The organism is Streptomyces sp. NPDC058812, assembly GCF_042744565.1.
Classification (GTDB): domain Bacteria; phylum Actinomycetota; class Actinomycetes; order Streptomycetales; family Streptomycetaceae; genus Streptomyces; species Streptomyces thinghirensis.
The window spans coordinates 429344-445376 of record NZ_JBHYOB010000005.1 but is presented as its reverse complement, the minus strand read 5'-3'; the positions used below and the strand labels follow the sequence as shown (position 1 = coordinate 445376).

The following is a 16033-nucleotide window of genomic DNA, read 5'->3' as shown; positions in this document are numbered from 1 at the left end:
GTTGCATGGCGCCGCTGACGCTACGACCCTGCGACCTGCGGCGACTGGACTGGATGGCAAGGGCGCCTGCGGACTGGGGTGACTGATGTGGGTTCTCTCAGTTCATGTCCGATCTTGAAACGCGACTCCCTTCAGAGTGTTGTCGACGGAGTAGGTCAGCATCGTCTTCTCGCTGAGGATGGCAGGGTGAGTGGCGCACGGCGGTTCAGGCCACGAGCAGGCGCAGGCCCAGCTCCGCCGCGTCGAGGGCGATGAGGTCCCCGTTGCGCTCGGCCCACCGGCCCGAGGAAAGGTCGTCGCGGAGGATGTCCACCGCCCGCTGTTCGGCCTGCGGCCCGACTCTGGTCCATACCGATACCGCGCGGCGCACGCGCTCGTCGAGATACGCCTCGGGCCGGCGCCAGTGGGCTTCGAAGAAGCCGTCGGCGCAGTCCCACGGAATGAGCACCGGCTCCGCGTGCCCTCGATCGCGTGGGCCATGTCGGCCAGTGAGGGCCAGTCGGCGAGAAGGTCGGCGAATTCAGGCAGGTAGTCGCGGGTGAGCCAGAACCGCTCAAGCCAGCCCGTCGTGCTGGCGTCGTAGGTGAACACCACCACGCGGCGGGCCACCCGTCGCATCTCGCGCAGCCCGGCGACCAGGTCCGGCCAGTGATGAACGGTACTGATGGCCATTGCGGCGTCGAAGGACTGGTCGGGGAACGGCAGTTTCTCTGCGCTGGCGGCCACGCACGGCGCCGCGCCTGCGGGACGCTGGGCCCGCATCACCGCTGACGGTTCCACCGCCGTGACCTTTCGGTCGGTGGGTTCGTAGGAGCCGGTGCCAGCCCCGACGTTCAGTACCGTCCGGGCGTCCCCGAGCGCGTCCCAGATCCGTGCGGCGATTCGCGGCTCGGTGCGCCGTGTGGCCGGATAGGCGGACCCGATGGTCTCGTACAACTGCGGTCCGAACACCTTCAGTTGGTCCTCTGGCGTCGCCTTGATCCCCATGGCACGTTCCTCCAGCTCTTTGTCGATTGCCGCCACCACGGCGGCATAGTGCGGTCGCATTGTTCCTGCAGCAGGCCGCGCAGTCGGCGCAGGTGCGCGACCGCGTCGGTGGCCGGGTCGTCCACCAGGGCCGCGATGTCGCGCAGTCCGAAGCCCAGGCACCGGTAGCCGAGCACGTCCCGCAGCCGCTCTACGCCGCTCGCCGAGTGGGCCCGGTATCCGGCCGCGGTCCGCGCGGACGGTTTCACGAGGCTGATCTCGTCGTAGTGGTGCAGTGTGCGGACGCTCACCTCGGCCAGCTCGGCCACGCGTCCCACGGTCAGGTGTTCGTCCACGTTCCTGACCATGCGGCATGACGCCGCGTGAGGGTCAAGCACTCCGTTCCGCGTACCGGGCCTGGCGCCCCTGCCTGGCGACCAGCTGCTTCGGGCTGCCGAGCGATCGTGGTGCTACTCGGTGCGTAGTGCGGTGGCCGTACGGGTCCTGGCCGCCCAGCCCGCCGGGACCAGTGCACCCAGCACGGCGAGCATCACTCCACCAAGTCCCAGCAGAAGCAGCCGAGTCGGCCCGTACACATCGAGCACTGACGACGGCATGGTGGTGCCCACGGCGCGTGCCATGACCGGCATGACGAGGCCGTGCAGCACGTACCCCACCGGCACGCCCAGCAGCCCGCCGATCACACCGATCGCGGCCACCGAGGTGAGCACCAGGCTCACGGTCTGCCGCGGCGTCATGCCGATCGCCTTGCAGACGCCCAGGTCGTGGACGCGTTCCCGGGTGTCGAGAACAACGGAGTTGAGCACGCCGAGGCCGGCTACGGCGACCAGCATGAGGGTGAGCAGCCCGGCCATCGCTTGCATGATGAGGATGACGCCCTTCTGCTCCGCCGGGGGGACGGTCGTGGCGCCGCCGCCCAGCGGCCGCACCACCGACGCGAGCTTCTGGGCGTAGTCGTCCGCCGAGACCCCGGCTTGCACTGTGATGAGGAACGTACTGGGCTCGGCAGGCGGGAAGTCGGCCATGTCCGCGTGGATTTCCAGCTGGTTGCCCGACGTGTCGAAGGACTCGCCCACGATCTTCAGGTCGGCGTTCTCCTTCTCGTAGGTAACCCGCACGGTGTCGCCGACCTTGGCGCTGGTCCGCTCCAGGAAGCGGGTGGGTACCACGACCTGACCTTTACCAGTGAGCCAGCGCCCGGAGAGCATCTCGTAGCTGCCGTCGTGTGAATCGCCCTCGTAGAGGCTGGCCTGAACCGAACCGGAGACGCCGGCCACGACGACCTCGGTCTGGAGTTTGCCGTAGTACGAGTCCAGGCCGGCCTGGGACTTGATGGCGGAGCGCACCTTCGCCGGGTCGGCGACCTTGGCCTTGGTCGGGCTCGGCATGCTGCCGGCCTCGGAAGACGGGCTCGCCTCACCGTCCACGACGGGAGGCGGCGGGGGCGCGATGTTGTTCAGCCTGACCGTCGTCACGGTGACCGAGGCATGGCTCTCGGGGTCCTGTGACGTGCTGATCGTGCCCAGGGACGAGCTCAGCCCCACCGCGAAGGTCACGGCGATCGTGCCGAACGCCACCGCGAGCAGCATCGCGAGGGCGCGGATCGGATGCGCGAAGGGAGTCGCGAGACCGTAGGTCACCGGTCGCGGCATCGGCAGCCGCCCCAACACCCGGTGTGCCCGCTGCCCGCGCCCCGCACGTGGCGCCCGACCGACCGCGATGGCCTCGACCGTGTGAAGCTTTCCGGCCCGACGTGCGGGAACCAGCGCCGCGAGCCCCACGACGAGTAGGGCCGCGGCCGGTACTGCTACATCCACCCACCAGGCCACCGAAAGCGACACGGTGCCGTACACCGACTCCGTTTCGGCCAGCATCGGCACGGCCAGGAGGTTGCCCAGCAGGACCCCCAGGACGATGCCGGCGACGGCTGGGACCATCGCCTGGGCCATATAGGCGCGGACGACCTCGGACGGAGTGAAGCCGATGGCCTTGAGGATGCCGATCCTGCGCAGACCGGTGCCGACCGCACCGCTGACCACGCTGCTGACGATGATCACCGACATCACGATGCCGAGCACACCGAAAGCCATCACGAACGGGACGGTCGCTGCCGCACCCTGATCCGCGGCGCGCTTGGTGTCCAGCCAGGACTGCGTACCCAGCAGTGCTCCGGAGCCCGTGGCGGAGGCGAGCTTCATCCGGGCGGCGAGGATTTGCTGCTTCGTGGCCGCGGAGTCGAAGCGGTAGAGCATCTGATGCGTGACGGGATGGCCCTGCGACGCCACCGCGTCGACCTGCGCCGGGGTGGCCCAGGAGTCGGCGGTCTTGCTGGTAGACAGGGCGAAACCGACGACCTTGAGGGCCGGGGCGTTCGCGGTGCCCGACGTCCTGAGGGCGGAACCGATCTCGGTGCCTGGCCCCTCGAACGACGTGCTGAGCACGATCTCGCCCGGCTTCTGCACCCACCGGCCGGACTTCAGCTCCACCCGGTCCACGGCACTGTCCGCACCGGACCGCCCGACCAGGGTCAGCGTCGGAAACCGGAAGCCTGTCTGATCCACCGGGCGGAACGCCGTGGAGGAATACGGTCCCGCACTCGCAGTGACGCCGTCCAGCTCTCCGGTCGCCGCCAGCTTCGCCGTGCTCACCTTGGCAGGATCGAACTGTGCGGTGATGTGCGCGCCACGCTGCTTCGTGAAGGCATGGTCGAAGGGCGCGGCCGCGGCGACCATCAGCGACCCGGAAACCACGGCCGAAGACACGGCCATCATCGTGGCGATGGCGATCACCACGGTCTGCACCCGTCGTCGGCTCACCCCGGAGCGCACGACCCGGCTCAGCGCGCTGGTGCCGAACAGGCTCATCGGACGGCCTGCGCGTACGTATCGCGGGCAAGGTAACCGTCGACCAGGTGGATCGTGCGGCTCGCGACCGTCTCGGCCAGTGATAGGTCATGCGTCACCAGCACGATGGTCTGGCCGCCGCGGTGCAGCTCCATCAGCAGGTTGCGGACGTCGCGGCCCGAGGCCGTGTCGAGCGCACCGGTGGGCTCGTCGGCGAGCAGCAGCTCTGGCCGGTTGATCAACGCCCTGGCGACACCGACTCGCTGGCGTTCACCCCCGGACAGTCGGCCCGGGTATGCACGGGCGTGCTTCTGGATGCCCAGCATCTCCATGAGTTCGCCCGCGCGGGACGCGGACTCGCGCCGACCGGTCCCGGTCAGCTGCGCCGGGAGCTGGATGTTGTCGGTGACGGTGAGGTCGTCGAGGAGATTGAAGAACTGGAAGGCCATGCCGATGTGGGCGCGACGGAACTTGGCGAGGGCGTGCTCGCTCAACTGGTCGATCCGCCGCCCGGCCACGATCACGGCGCCGTCCGTCGGCTTGTCCAGGCCGGCGACAAGGTTCAGCAGCGTGGACTTGCCGCTGCCCGAAGGCCCCGTTACGGCAAGGGCCTCGCCCCTTGCGACGCTGAGTGTGAGCGGTCCGAGCGCGGGCGCGTCGGCGCTGTCGTAGCGCTTCGCCACACGCTCCAGTTCGATCACTTGATTCATACGAGAGGCCCGTCCTTACGGTCGCGAGAGGCGCATGCCGTTGCCGGCCCTGTGAACCTAGGGGCCGCTACCGGCGGGGCGCGTCGGCCGTTGAACCGATATCAACCCGTTCCCTCGGACGAAGCGGCCGCAGACTCCTACCTGAGGATGAGGACCCGAGGACGGTGCCCTGGTCAGTCAGGCGGACGTGGGCCGGGTACAAGACCCAGCACAATGTGCGGATGGAGACGGAAGACTGGCGCGGCAGGCAGCGACAACTCCTTGACGCCCTGTGCCCCGAGGCGAAGGCCGCCCCGCTGTCCAGACGAGCGGTACGCGCCGATGTGGCGCTGGCGATCGTCCTGACCGTCGCTGCTCTGTACGTCGCGGTCCGCTACCCCGGCGACGGGCCGGTGACCATCAATCCACCCAAGATCGACGTCGGCACGGGGATTCCGGCCCCGCCGCCGCCCGGCCCTGATCAGGCACCCGTGGAGGAAGACTTTCCTCCTGTGCCATGGGTCCTGGTCCTCGTGTCGACGCTGCCCCTCGTCCTCCGGCGCCGCTACCCACTGGCCGTCTTCGCAACAGTGCTGGGCGCGAGCCTGGCCATCGGCAGTTCCGCCTCCTGGATCACCGTCCTGGCCTGCGTCAGCGCCGCCTACAGTGCCGTCGTGTACAGCCGATACCGGATCTTGTCGATCGTCGTCCTGGTGATCGCCGCCGTGTTGTCCGGCTTCGCCTTCCGCCATGCGGATCCGGTAGTCCCAGGATGGTCCAGCCCGGGATTCGTGCTGCTGGTGGCCGGGATGCTGGCCAGCCTCGTCCGTTTCCTGCAACTGCGACTGGCCTCCAGCAGGGACCGCGTCACCGAACTGCAGGAGGCTCAGGAGCAGTCCATGCGACGGGCCGTTGAGGAGGAGCGTGCCCGCATCGCCGCCGAGCTGCATGACGTCGTCACGCACAATGTGAGCGTGATGGTGATCCAGGCGGGCGCGGCACGCAAAGTGATGGACGTGATGCCGGAGCAATCCAAGGAAGCTTTGCTGGCCGTCGAGGCAGGCGGCCGGGCCGCTATGGCAGAACTGCGCCATGTGATGGGCCTGTTGGCAGCCACGGACCAGGAGAAGCCCGACGACGTCCTGGAGCCCCAGCCCGGGCTTGCGCAGCTCGACGCGCTGGTCGAGCGGGTTCGCGCTGCCGGGACGCCCGTGAGCGTCGAACTGTCGCTGCCGCCGCAACCGCTGCCACCAGGCGTGGACCTCGCGGCGTACCGTGTCGTGCAGGAAGCGTTGACCAACACCATCAAACACGCACGCGGCGCGGCGGCGACCCTCTCCATCGGCTACACCGACACCAGTCTGCAGATCGAGGTCACGAACACCGGCGGCGCGAAGGGCTCCCCACCGGTGGAGAGCAACGGCCGTGGCCACCTGGGGCTGCGTGAGCGACTAGCCGTCTATGAGGGCGAGCTGACGGCCGGGCCGACACACGCCGGCGGCTACCGGGTCACGGCCCGTATCCCGCGGAGCGCGGCATGACGGCGGACAGGCCGCCGCTGCGCGTGGTCATCGCGGACGACCAGGCCCTCGTGCGCACCGGCTTCAAGATGATTCTGGCCGCGGACGGCATCGAGGTGACCGCTGAGGCGGCTGACGGGGCCAAGGCTGTCGCAGCGGTCCGTCGCGAGCGGCCTGACGTCGTCCTCATGGACATCCGGATGCCGGAGATGGACGGTATCGAGGCCACCCGGCGCATCCTCCGCAGTGACGATCTACAGCAGACCCGGGTCATCATCCTCACCACATACGACCTCGATCACTACGTCTACGCCGCCCTCACGGCCGGCGCCAGCGGCTTCCTGCTCAAGGACGTCTCTTCGGAACACCTGGTGGCTGCTCTGCACCTGGTGCAGTCCGGCGATGCTCTCCTCGCGCCCACGATCACCCGCCGACTGATAGAACGCTTCGCCAAGCACGACGAACCACAGACCATCGCCCCGCACCGTGACCTGGCCACCCTGACCCCGCGTGAACTCGAGGTACTGCGCCTGCTCGCGACGGGCCTCAGCAACGCCGAACTCGCCTCCCGGCTCTTCCTCAGTCCGACCACGATCAAGAGCCACATCGGCCGCATCCTGTCCAAGCTGGACCTGCGCGACCGTGTCCAAGCCGTCGTCTTCGCCTACGAGACGGGACTGATCGCCCCAGGAGGGGGCGCCCCGAACGTGGACGGGTGATCACGTACGAAGCCGAACGCCCAGGACTGCTGGCCTCACTGTGCTGATCGCCCCTTTTGCCAGTGGAATGCGATCGGATCTGTCCACCGCACATCTGCGCCACCTGAGCGGCGAACTCGTCTCCCGGCTAGGGGAGGCCGGTAGTCGGCGGCAGCGCGCCTGACTGCAAGACAGCAGGCCCTGTTCGCTCTCGCCCGCCTGCGTCGCGGTGATACCAATGCGCAGCTTGCGGCCAGGTTCGGATTGGGATCGCGGCCGGTTCGTGGCCGGTTGGTCGTTGGTGGACAGTCGACGTGAGATTTCGCCACGGACCTGAGATCTCGCAGATGACAAGAGACAGCAGTCGTCCTTGACGGCGAAGTTGGACGTCATCTCAATTGGTGGTTGCCGGTCGCTGGCAGACGCATTGCGGTGGCTGTTGAATGCCTTGGTGAGCGACTACTGGACGCCTGCCCATGACGCGGTGGAGCACGAGGATGCGGAGACCCTGGCCCGGTTGCTGGCCAATGGTGCCGATCCCAATGAGGTCTTCAGCAACATGACGCTGCTGACGCATGCGATCGACGTCGAGGGCGATGGCTCGCTCCAGAGCGGCCAGCCGTTGGCCGTGCATACCACTGCGGTGCTGCTGGCCTTCGGGGCTGACCCGGAGCTTGTAGATCCTGATGGTCGCACTCCCATGGACATGGCCGATCATTACGACCACGACCTGGCGGTGCAGCTGCTGCGGGCCCACATCAGCGGGCCAAGCGCCGGTAGCAGATGAGGGTGCAGGTGATGCTCGTGAAGGCGAGGAAGTGGTCGGCCTTGCGTTCGTAGCGCCGGTGCAGTCGTCGGCAGCCGGCCAGGCCATGGTGCGTTCGATGGTCCAGCGGTGTCGCCCGAGTCGCTGTGAGTTCTCGACGCCCTTGCGTGCGATGCGGCTCGGATGCCGCGCCGGGACAGCCATTTCCGCAGGTGGTGGTAGTAGTCGTAGCCCTTGTCGGCGTGAAGCTTGCCGGGCTTGCGTCGGCGCGGGACTCGGCGGGGCCGGATCGGGGGTATGCCCTGAATGAGAGGGATCAGGGCCTGGCTGTCGTGGACGGTGGCGCCGGAGATCCCGACCGACAGGGGCAGACCGGTCCGCTCGGTGACCAGATGGATCTATGAGCCGTACTTGCCCCGGTCGACAGGATTCGGACCCGTCAGCTCCCCCCTTTCAGGGCCCGCATGTTCACCGAGTCGATGGCGCGTCTCGACCAGTCCAGGTCGCCGTGGGAGCCGAGTTCGTCAAGGACCAGGCGGTGAAGCTTGGCCCACACCCTGGCCGTCGTCCACTCCGTGAATCTGCGGTGGGCCGTCGCGCCGGACGGCCCGAACAAAGCCGCGGACAGCTGCTGCCACGCGCAGCCCGACGTCGCCACGAACACGATCGCCGCCAGCACCTCCCGGTCGCCGTGGCGACGCCGGCCGCCCCCTTGTGGCCGCGACGGCGCCTCCGGCACCACCCGCTGGAACAGCTCCCACAAATCGTCCGGCACCAGCCGCTCAACAATCCCCACCACGGCCAACAGCCCACTCAGCCAAATGAGATGGATTCTCAAGGCGTCTCCTGTTGATGCCAACCGCGGGTTCTCACTCGGGCGGGTGCTGATCTTCACCGGAAAGGCGGTTGCCCCTGCCGTGACGACGGGGCGCAGTCCTTGGTCGCTCGGGCAAGGACTGCGCCCAGATCAGGAGCCTCCGCCCGGCGGGCTTGCTCGTGCCCGCGCGGCAGGCTCGTCTACCGCGCGCCGTTCACCTCGTTCGCCTTTGGGCCGACCGTTGCGCCGCGTGGTTGACGGTCGCGTCGTAGCCCTCCAGGGTGCCGACCACTTGCGAGCCCTGGGCCTCGCTGCCACCGGGTTCATACAGTGTGACCGGCTCTTGCAGTGTCCAGGGCTGGTTGACCGGCGGGAACGACTCGACGTTGTCCGACCTCAGCGTCGCGTACGTCGCCGTGTCCATGGACGCGACGACGGTCTCCTCCCCTGTGGCCTTGTCGGTCATCGTGGCCGTGAGGGACAGGTGGACGCGCAGCAGCCCGGCCGACGTCAGGGTGCTGAGCGGCGTCGGCGTCTCGTTCGACAGAGTCAGGGCGATGATGGTGCCGCTGTTGGGGGTGGTCGGGTTCAGGTCCGCTTCCGTCCTGAACCCCTGGACCTCCAGGGCGGCTTCGTCTGTGGTGCTCGTCCGCACCACAAGGCCGATGCCGCCCTTGAAGTCGAGCGTGAGGGCTCCCAGCATGTTCAGCTTCAGCGGCACGTTGGGGGCGTACATGCTGCACGGGACTTCTGTTCCCACCGGCGGCAGGTCCCAGGCGGCTTTCCCTGCCCGCGAGGACGCCGGAACCGCATGAGCGCTGTCTGAGAGCAGCACTCCGGTACCGACCGCCGCTACTGCGGCCGCCGCCCCTCAAGAACCCGCGACGGTCCCTCTCGACACTGGCCATTGCACGTTCCGTCATCCGACCGGTCTCCACTTCTCCGCTGTGACTGGGCCACCCGGCCGCCTCGAGGACGACGGCGCCGAGGCTGAACACGGTCGCGGCCACGAGAAGGGCGAGATCCCCAGACGATCAGAAGGAGAACGCCTGATCCGGGCACCAGACACGGCCGCTCCTCGCGAGGAGTAGCGCGGTCAGGTCCGGCGCGCCCTGCAGGCCGGGCCCCCGCTTGGACTGGGCCTCCTGCTGCTCGGTGATTCGACACCAACGAGCTGTTCAGGAGGCCTTGTCCGTATGCGCCAAGCGCCTCACGATCACGCAATCTGGGCTCCCGTTCGACGCACACCCCTCAAGATCGGGAAGACGACGGCTTCGTATCAACACCAACGAGTGACAGACCGTTCCCTACACCCCTCGCTGGTGTTTACACGGTGACGCACAGATAAACAGGCGACGGGCAGGACAGGAGGAGGCGCGGGCGTGGTCGGCAGTATGGCGGAAGTCGTGCTGCGGGAGCCGGAGCCGTCGGTCGAGCGGCTCCCGGAGTGACATCTTGCGGCTGCGCGTGACTGGCTCGGACGCCCGGGGCCGGGATCCCGGGGTTCAGGCGCGGGCGGCGCGGGTCGCGGCGGTCGGCATCTTCGAAGGTGATGTCCGTCGCGAGTACGTAAGGGCCGTTGTTGTGTGAGCTTGGCGTGATGTCGGAGAACGGGCTGGGGGCGGCCGGGCGACAGGCGCAGGACTGAGTCGGTCAGCACGTGGAGTTGCTTGAGACGCGAGCCTCCCGCGCGAGTGGCCTTCAGACGGATGAACGCGGGCAGCGCCGCAGGGCCTCTCGCAGCGAGGAAACAGGAGATCCAGGCATGAGGCAGGCGGCGGAAGACGCGGCGGAGTCGGCCCTTCCCGAGGAGTTGGTGGCCCTGCTGATCGGCCACCTTAATGTGCAGGCGGATGCCGGCGAGTTCTCCGGCAGGACGACGTTCGAGAGTCTCGGCCTGGACTCGCTGTCGCTGATGGAGTTGGTGGTGGCGGCGGAGGAGGAGTACGGGATCGTCCTGCCCGAGAACGCCCTGGACCTGCGCCCGTCTTCGACCCTGGGCGAGGCGGCTCGGGCGTTCGAGCATGCGCGTTGAGATCGCGGTCACCGGGCTGGGGCTGGTGACTCCGGCCGGGCATACGGTGGAGGCGAACTGGGCGGCTTTGTGCCAGGGGCGCTCGCTGGCCGCGACAGACCCCGACCTGGCGGAACTGCCGGTCGACTTCTCCTGCCGGGTGACGGACTTCGACGCCGAGACGGAGCTCGGCCGGGGGTCAGCGCGGCGTGTGGACCGCTTCATCCAGTTCGCCCTCGTCGCCGCCCGGCGGGCCGTCGCGGACGCAGGCCTCGATCGTCGTACCTGGGAAGCGGAGCGGGTCGGTGTCGTGCTGGGCGTGGGATCGAACAGTTTGAGTGCGTACGTCACCGAGTTCGGTCACCTCGGCGCCGGGCGGCCGGAGCGGGTCTCGCCACTCGCGCTCCCGCGCAGCGTTCCGAGCATGGCCGCGGGCGAGGTCGCCATCGACCTGGGCGTGCGCGGTCCCAACTTCACCACCGCCAGCGCCTGTGCGTCGGGCGCCACCGCGATCGGGGTGGCCCGGGACCTGCTGCGGTCGGGTACCTGTGACATCGTGCTGGCGGGCGGGAGTGAGTCGGCTCGCTCGCGCATGACGGCCACGTGCTTCACGCGGATGCGGGCGCTGTCCCGGCGCAGGGCTGAACCGGACCTGGCCAGCCGGCCGTTCGATGCGCAACGTGACGGCTTCGTCCTGGGCGAGGGTGCCGGCATCCTCGTCCTCGAACGCGCCTGCGCGGCTCGGGCCCGCCGGGCTCCTGTCCTGGCGCTGCTGCGGGGTTACGGGGCCGGCGCCGATGCGCACCATCCCATCGCCCCGCACCCGCAGGGCGACGGCGCGGTCCGCGCTATCCACACGGCTCTCGCGGACGCCGGGTGCGGGCCGGGGAACGTCGGCCACGTCAACGCGCACGGTACCTCCACCCCGCTGAATGACGCGGCCGAGGCACGAGCGCTCGTCCGCGTCTTCGGTGACGATGGGCCGCCGGTCACCGCGTCCAAGGGCGTGATCGGGCACGCGCTGGGGGCGGCCGGGGCGATCCAGGCGGCGTACACGGTTCTCGCGCTGCGCCATGCGGCCGTCCCGCCGGTGGCGAACTTCGATGGCCAGGACGGGGACCGCAAGCTGGACATCGTCGCCGGGCGTCCCCGCCCCACGCGCGGCGAGGCGGGGATCAGTTGCTCCTTCGGCTTCGGCGGCCAGAACGCCGTTCTGCTGTTCACGGCTTCCTAGTGGGAGCCAGACGAAGCATCCGGATCGGACGCAAGACGGAGGCACACGGATGGGTGCGCCTGCGGCGCCGGGCCTGGCGGGCGGTGGTGGGTGCCCTGCTGGCGGCGGTGTGCGCCGGGGTGCTGGCCCCGGTTGCCTTTTCGGCGCTGAGCACGGGCGGCGCGGTTGCGACGGACACGGAGGCGACGCGTGCCAGACGGCAGGCAGAGCGGCTCGGCGTGCCCTCGCCCGATCTGTTTCTGGCCGTTTCACATCGTACCGGCGATGAACGTGAGGCCCGCGTCCGGGACGGCACCACAGCGGTGGTGGAGAAGTTGGCCGGGCAGCGTGACGTGAAGACCGTGTGGTCGGCACAGACCACCGGTGACACGTGGCTGCGCTCCAAGGACGGAAGGACCCAGTTGGTCGCCGTACGGCTGAAGGGGACGGACAAGGAACGTAAGCAGGTGGTGCCCGATGTGGTGGCGGTGGCCCGATCGGCCGTCCCGAGAATGCGGGTGGAGCCCAGCGGCGAGGTGTGGGCCAACCGGGAGATCGACGAGACCATCGAGCGCGATCTGAGCCGGGCCGAACTGCTGGCCGCGCCGGTACTCTTCGTCGTCCTGGTCTTCGTCTACGGGTCCGTGGTGTCCGCGCTGCTGCCCGTGGTCGTGGCTGCGCTGGCCATCGGCTGCACCATCCCTGTTCTGGGCCTGCTGGCGCAGGTGACCGACGTTTCACGGGTCGCGGTGAACGCCGCCTCGGCGATTGGTTTCGGCCTGGCCGTCGACTACAGCCTCTTCCTGATGGCCCGCGTACGGGAGGAGACCGCGCGGGGCGCGGACCTTCACACGGCGCTGGCGGCCGCCCGCCGCTCCAGCGGCCGTTCGGTCGCATTCTCCGCCGCTGCCGTCACCGTATGCCTCGCCAGCGCCTTGCTGGTGCCGGTGCCGATGCTACGCGCACTGTCCCTGGCAGGCATGATCGTCACCGTGCTGGCGGCGCTGGTCGCCCTGACCGTGCTGCCCGCCTGTCTGCGGCTGCTCGGCCCCCGGGCCCAGGCGTGCGACCCGCTGGCGCGGTGGCGGCGTGCCCATACCGGGGACGTGAGTCGCTTCTGGCATCGCACGGCGTCCACGGTCACCGCACGGCCCCTCCTGGCGGGCGGCCTGGCGGTGCTGCTGCTGACCCTCCTGGCCCTGCCCTTCACCCACGCACAGCTCGGCGTTGTGGACGAACGCACGCTGCCTTCGTCGGCTCCGGCTGCCGCCGCGGCCGAGCGTGTACGCGCAGAGTTCACCGCGCCACCGGAGCGGCTCCTCACCGTGATCGTCACCGGACCGCGGGCGACGGACGGTGCACCGGCTTACGGCGACCGACTCGCCCGTGTCCCGGGCATCACTGGTGTCCGCGTGGCGCGTGTGGCTCCGTCCGGTGAGGCCGTCGTGCTGCTGGCGGCCACGTCCGCCGCGCCCGGCACGCCGAAGGCGGACATCGCGGTACGCAAGGTACGGCAAACTCCCGCCCCGGGAAGCGTGGTGGTAGGCGGGCGAGCCGCGGAGGTCGTCGACACGGCGGACGCCGTCCTCGGCGCCCTCCCGTGGTGCCTGTTTCTGCTGGCTGTGGGGCTCCTGACCCTCCTCAGCGCCTTCACCCGTACCCTGGTTGCCCCCCTGAAAGCTTTGATCGTGGCCGCCGTCAGCCTCGGGGCGAGCCTCGGCGCGCTCGTCGTTCTCTTCCAGGACGGCCACGGCAGCGCAGCACTCGGCCACTTCACGGCGACGGGAACGCTGGACGCCTCGACCCTGCTGTTCGTCCTGTTCATCGCGCTCGCCCTGTCAGTGGACTACGAGGTCTTCCTGCTCGGCCGTATCCGGGAGGAGTACGACCGCTGCAGAGACAACCGCACCTCGATCATCGAGGGCGTCGCCCGCACCGGCCGACTGATGACGTCCGCTGCGGCAGCCGTGGCGATTTCGACCGCGGCCATGGCCACCTCCCACGTCGCCCTACTCAAGTTCATCGGCATCGGCGTCGCACTCGGCGCGCTCGTGGACGCCGTCCTGGTGCGGGGAGTTCTGGTGCCCGCCGTCATGGCGGCCCTTGGACCGGCGAACTGGTGGGCTCCGGCCCGCATCGGGTCTCCGTTGTTGATCACTACACCTGTGAAGAAAGGCGGAAGCTGATGCCGACGCGTCAGGCGACACATGACCACACCCGGCAGTCAGGGGCCGCCGGCCCACAGGTGGTGACGATCCAGACGGCCTTCCCGCCGTATCAATACCGGCAGGAAGACATCCTGGCCGCCCTGGCCCGCACGACGCTGCTGGAGTCCGAGATGGGCGCTCTGGTCCTCCGTAAGATCCATGCCAGCTCGGGTGTGGAGACCCGCTCGCTGTCCCTGCCGTTGGAGAAACTCGTCGATCTCGCCCGCCGGGAGGACTTCACCGAGCAGAACCGCGTCTGGCTCGACACCGCCATGGACCTGGGGGAACGGGCGCTGATCGGCGCGCTGCGCACCGCAGGCGTCCAGCCGGAGGAGGTCGACGCGGTGATCAGCACCACCGTCACCGGGCTGGCCGTGCCGTCGCTGGAAGCTCGGCTCGCCCACCGGGTCGGGCTACGGCCGGACGTCAAACGTATCCCGCTGTTCGGCAGCGGCTGCGCCGGAGGCGCCGCAGGTCTGGCCCGGCTCCATGACTACCTACTGGCCCACCCCGACCAAGTGGCCGTCCTGCTCGCCGTGGAACTGTGCACACTGGCGCACCAGCTCAAGGACGGCTCCGTGGCGAACATCGTCGCCGGCAGCCTCTTCGGGGACGGCGCGGCCGCCGTCGTGGCCTTCGGATCCCAGCGGGACGGTTGCCCCGCCGGGCCTGAGCTGGTGGACACTCACAGCCTGCTGGTCCCCGGCACCGAGGACGTCCTTGGCTGGGACATCGGCTCCCACGGCTTCCGGATCCTGCTGTCGCCCGAGGTCCCGACGCTCACGGAGAAGCACTTGCCCACGGCCGTCCAAGGGCTCCTCTCGCGGCACGCACTGTCGCCGAGCCAGATCGCGAGCTGGATCATCCACGGTGGCGGACCGAAGGTCTTCACCGCTGTACAGCAGGCCCTGGGCGTGCAACCCGGCGCCTTGGAGCTCACCCGGCGCTCCGTGGCCGAGCGGGGCAACCTCTCGTCCGTCTCCGTACTGGACATCCTGCACGCGGCCATGGAAACACCGCCCCCCGCGAACACACTCGGCCTGGTCGCCGCCATGGGACCGGGGTTCGCCATCGAACTGGTTCTCCTCCGCTGGTAGGGGCCGCCCGCCGCCACCGAAACCTGCCGACCGCAAGACAAGAAAGGTGTCACGGACCGTGCCCGCCATCCCCGCAGACGTACGCATCTTGATCGACCTCGAACCGGTGGTCGCCGACGCTCTCGACACCCACTTCCGGACTACCGTCGACTGGTACCCGCACCAGTACGTCCCGTGGAGCCAGGGCCGTGACTACGACGGTCTCCTCGAAGGGGAACCATGGGACCCCTCCCAGCAGAAACTGAAGGCGGCCGCTCGGGACGGCCTCCTCTACAGTCTGCTCACCGAAGAAAACCTGCCTAGTTACCACCGGGTGATTGGGGAAATGCTGTCGCTCGACGGCCCTTGGGGTGTCTGGGTCAATCGATGGACCATGGAGGAGGCCAGGCACGGCACCGCCATCCGTGACTACCTCGTCGTCACCCGCAGTGCCGATCCGGTGCTTCTGGAGGACGCCCGCGCCGCGCATATGCAGCACGGCTACGAGATCGACTACCGCGGCGACCTCATCGCCTCTCTGGTCTACGTCACCATCCAGGAACTCGGCACCCGCGTCAGCTACCAGGGAATCCGCCGACTGTGCGACGAACCGGCGTGCGGGGCTCTGATGCAACGCATCGCCCACGACGAGAACCGGCACATGCTCTTCTACCGGACCACCCTCCAGGCATGTATGCGAATGCACCCCGACCGAACGCTTCAGGCTGTGGCCAAAGTCCTCAAGTCATTCCGTCCCCCCGGCCACGCCGCACCCGGCTTCGGCCGACTGATCAGCTCCCTGGCCAGGTCGGGCATCCTCTCACCGGAGACCTACTACAAGGACATCGCCCTTCCCTTCGTCCGTATGCTCGGCGCCCTCGACACCACCGGACTTACACCGGTCGGACAGCACGTCCAGGAGGAGATCGCCGCCCACATGGAGGAATCAGCGGACCGTGCCGGCAGGTACCGCGCCCTGGCCGAACGCCTCAACCGACTGGCGACCGCTTAAGACAAAGATTCCGCTGCCCGCGAGAGAAGGACGATCCGACATGTCCCTGGGCTGGGTGACGATCCCCGTAAGTCTGTTCGCTCTCATGACCGCGGTGGCCGTCGTGCGCCTGGTCGAACTGACAACCGCCCGTCGCAACACGCGATGGGCCATCAACCGCGGCGGCATCGAGTACGGGCAACGCCACCACC

Annotated in this window: 12 protein-coding genes and 2 pseudogenes; 9 read left to right on the top strand and 5 right to left on the bottom strand. The window is 68.9% G+C overall.

Annotated features, from left to right (window positions below):
* Positions 1–205: 205 nt before the first annotated feature.
* From ACFW48_RS13775 to ACFW48_RS13765, 3 genes and pseudogenes are all read right to left on the bottom strand, one after another.
* A pseudogene (locus tag ACFW48_RS13775) lies at positions 206–1334 on the bottom strand (methyltransferase domain-containing protein).
* Positions 1335–1436: 102 nt separating this feature from the next.
* Positions 1437–3851, bottom strand: coding sequence for an FtsX-like permease family protein (locus ACFW48_RS13770; protein ID WP_386313911.1), 2415 nt, complete (start codon positions 3849–3851; stop codon positions 1437–1439).
* The gene (locus tag ACFW48_RS13765) at positions 3848–4540 is read right to left on the bottom strand and encodes an ABC transporter ATP-binding protein (RefSeq protein WP_386313909.1); all 693 of its coding nucleotides are present in this window, start codon (positions 4538–4540) and stop codon (positions 3848–3850) included. The genes ACFW48_RS13770 and ACFW48_RS13765 overlap by 4 nt, the downstream gene beginning before the upstream one ends.
* Before the next feature lie 221 nt (positions 4541–4761).
* Between ACFW48_RS13765 and ACFW48_RS13760 the strand changes: the two genes are divergently transcribed.
* The 4 genes from ACFW48_RS13760 (at position 4762) to ACFW48_RS13745 (ending at position 7524) form a co-directional block, all read left to right on the top strand.
* Positions 4762–6060: a sensor histidine kinase gene (locus ACFW48_RS13760; RefSeq protein ID WP_386313907.1), complete on the top strand. Its 1299-nt coding sequence runs from the start codon at positions 4762–4764 to the stop codon at positions 6058–6060.
* Positions 6057–6758, top strand: coding sequence for a response regulator (locus tag ACFW48_RS13755; protein ID WP_386313904.1), 702 nt, complete (start codon positions 6057–6059; stop codon positions 6756–6758). The genes ACFW48_RS13760 and ACFW48_RS13755 overlap by 4 nt, the downstream gene beginning before the upstream one ends.
* Before the next feature lie 159 nt (positions 6759–6917).
* Positions 6918–7055: a transposase family protein gene (locus ACFW48_RS13750; protein ID WP_386314009.1), complete on the top strand. Its 138-nt coding sequence runs from the start codon at positions 6918–6920 to the stop codon at positions 7053–7055.
* A gap of 133 nt (positions 7056–7188) precedes the next feature.
* Entirely contained in the window at positions 7189–7524 is a 336-nt protein-coding gene (locus tag ACFW48_RS13745) for an ankyrin repeat domain-containing protein (RefSeq protein WP_386313901.1), read from the top strand.
* Here the strand turns inward: ACFW48_RS13745 and ACFW48_RS13740 are convergent.
* A pseudogene (locus tag ACFW48_RS13740) lies at positions 7496–8302 on the bottom strand (IS5 family transposase). The gene ACFW48_RS13745 and the pseudogene ACFW48_RS13740 sit on opposite strands and share 29 nt — an antisense overlap.
* Before the next feature lie 232 nt (positions 8303–8534).
* Entirely contained in the window at positions 8535–9056 is a 522-nt protein-coding gene (locus tag ACFW48_RS13735; RefSeq protein WP_386313899.1) for a hypothetical protein, read from the bottom strand.
* Between the two features lie 1029 nt (positions 9057–10085).
* Between ACFW48_RS13735 and ACFW48_RS13730 the strand changes: the two genes are divergently transcribed.
* From ACFW48_RS13730 to ACFW48_RS13710, 5 genes are read left to right on the top strand one after another with little or no spacing between them, the layout of a single operon-like run.
* The gene (locus tag ACFW48_RS13730; RefSeq protein WP_386313897.1) at positions 10086–10355 is read left to right on the top strand and encodes an acyl carrier protein; all 270 of its coding nucleotides are present in this window, start codon (positions 10086–10088) and stop codon (positions 10353–10355) included.
* Positions 10345–11568, top strand: a complete 1224-nt coding sequence (locus tag ACFW48_RS13725; RefSeq protein WP_386313894.1) for a beta-ketoacyl-[acyl-carrier-protein] synthase family protein — start codon at positions 10345–10347, stop codon at positions 11566–11568. Before ACFW48_RS13730 ends, ACFW48_RS13725 begins: the two co-directional genes overlap by 11 nt.
* Before the next feature lie 53 nt (positions 11569–11621).
* Positions 11622–13733 (top strand): MMPL family transporter, encoded by a 2112-nt coding sequence (locus ACFW48_RS13720; RefSeq protein WP_386313892.1) that lies wholly within the window; start codon positions 11622–11624, stop codon positions 13731–13733.
* Positions 13733–14851, top strand: a complete 1119-nt coding sequence (locus tag ACFW48_RS13715) for a type III polyketide synthase (protein ID WP_386313889.1) — start codon at positions 13733–13735, stop codon at positions 14849–14851. The genes ACFW48_RS13720 and ACFW48_RS13715 overlap by 1 nt, the downstream gene beginning before the upstream one ends.
* Positions 14852–14909: 58 nt before the next feature.
* The gene (locus ACFW48_RS13710; RefSeq protein WP_386313887.1) at positions 14910–15842 is read left to right on the top strand and encodes an acyl-ACP desaturase; all 933 of its coding nucleotides are present in this window, start codon (positions 14910–14912) and stop codon (positions 15840–15842) included.
* Positions 15843–16033: the final 191 nt, after the last annotated feature.

Excerpts from the sequence above, each read along its gene's own strand:
- ACFW48_RS13770 (WP_386313911.1), bottom strand. The coding sequence starts at position 3,851 with ATGAGCCTGTTCGGCACCAGCGCGCTGAGCCGGGTCGTGCGCTCCGGG.
- ACFW48_RS13765 (WP_386313909.1), bottom strand. The coding sequence starts at position 4,540 with ATGAATCAAGTGATCGAACTGGAGCGTGTGGCGAAGCGCTACGACAGC.
- ACFW48_RS13760 (WP_386313907.1), top strand. The coding sequence starts at position 4,762 with ATGGAGACGGAAGACTGGCGCGGCAGGCAGCGACAACTCCTTGACGCC.
- ACFW48_RS13755 (WP_386313904.1), top strand. The coding sequence starts at position 6,057 with ATGACGGCGGACAGGCCGCCGCTGCGCGTGGTCATCGCGGACGACCAG.
- ACFW48_RS13735 (WP_386313899.1), bottom strand. The coding sequence starts at position 9,056 with ATGTACGCCCCCAACGTGCCGCTGAAGCTGAACATGCTGGGAGCCCTC.
- ACFW48_RS13730 (WP_386313897.1), top strand. The coding sequence starts at position 10,086 with ATGAGGCAGGCGGCGGAAGACGCGGCGGAGTCGGCCCTTCCCGAGGAG.
- ACFW48_RS13725 (WP_386313894.1), top strand. The coding sequence starts at position 10,345 with ATGCGCGTTGAGATCGCGGTCACCGGGCTGGGGCTGGTGACTCCGGCC.
- ACFW48_RS13715 (WP_386313889.1), top strand. The coding sequence starts at position 13,733 with ATGCCGACGCGTCAGGCGACACATGACCACACCCGGCAGTCAGGGGCC.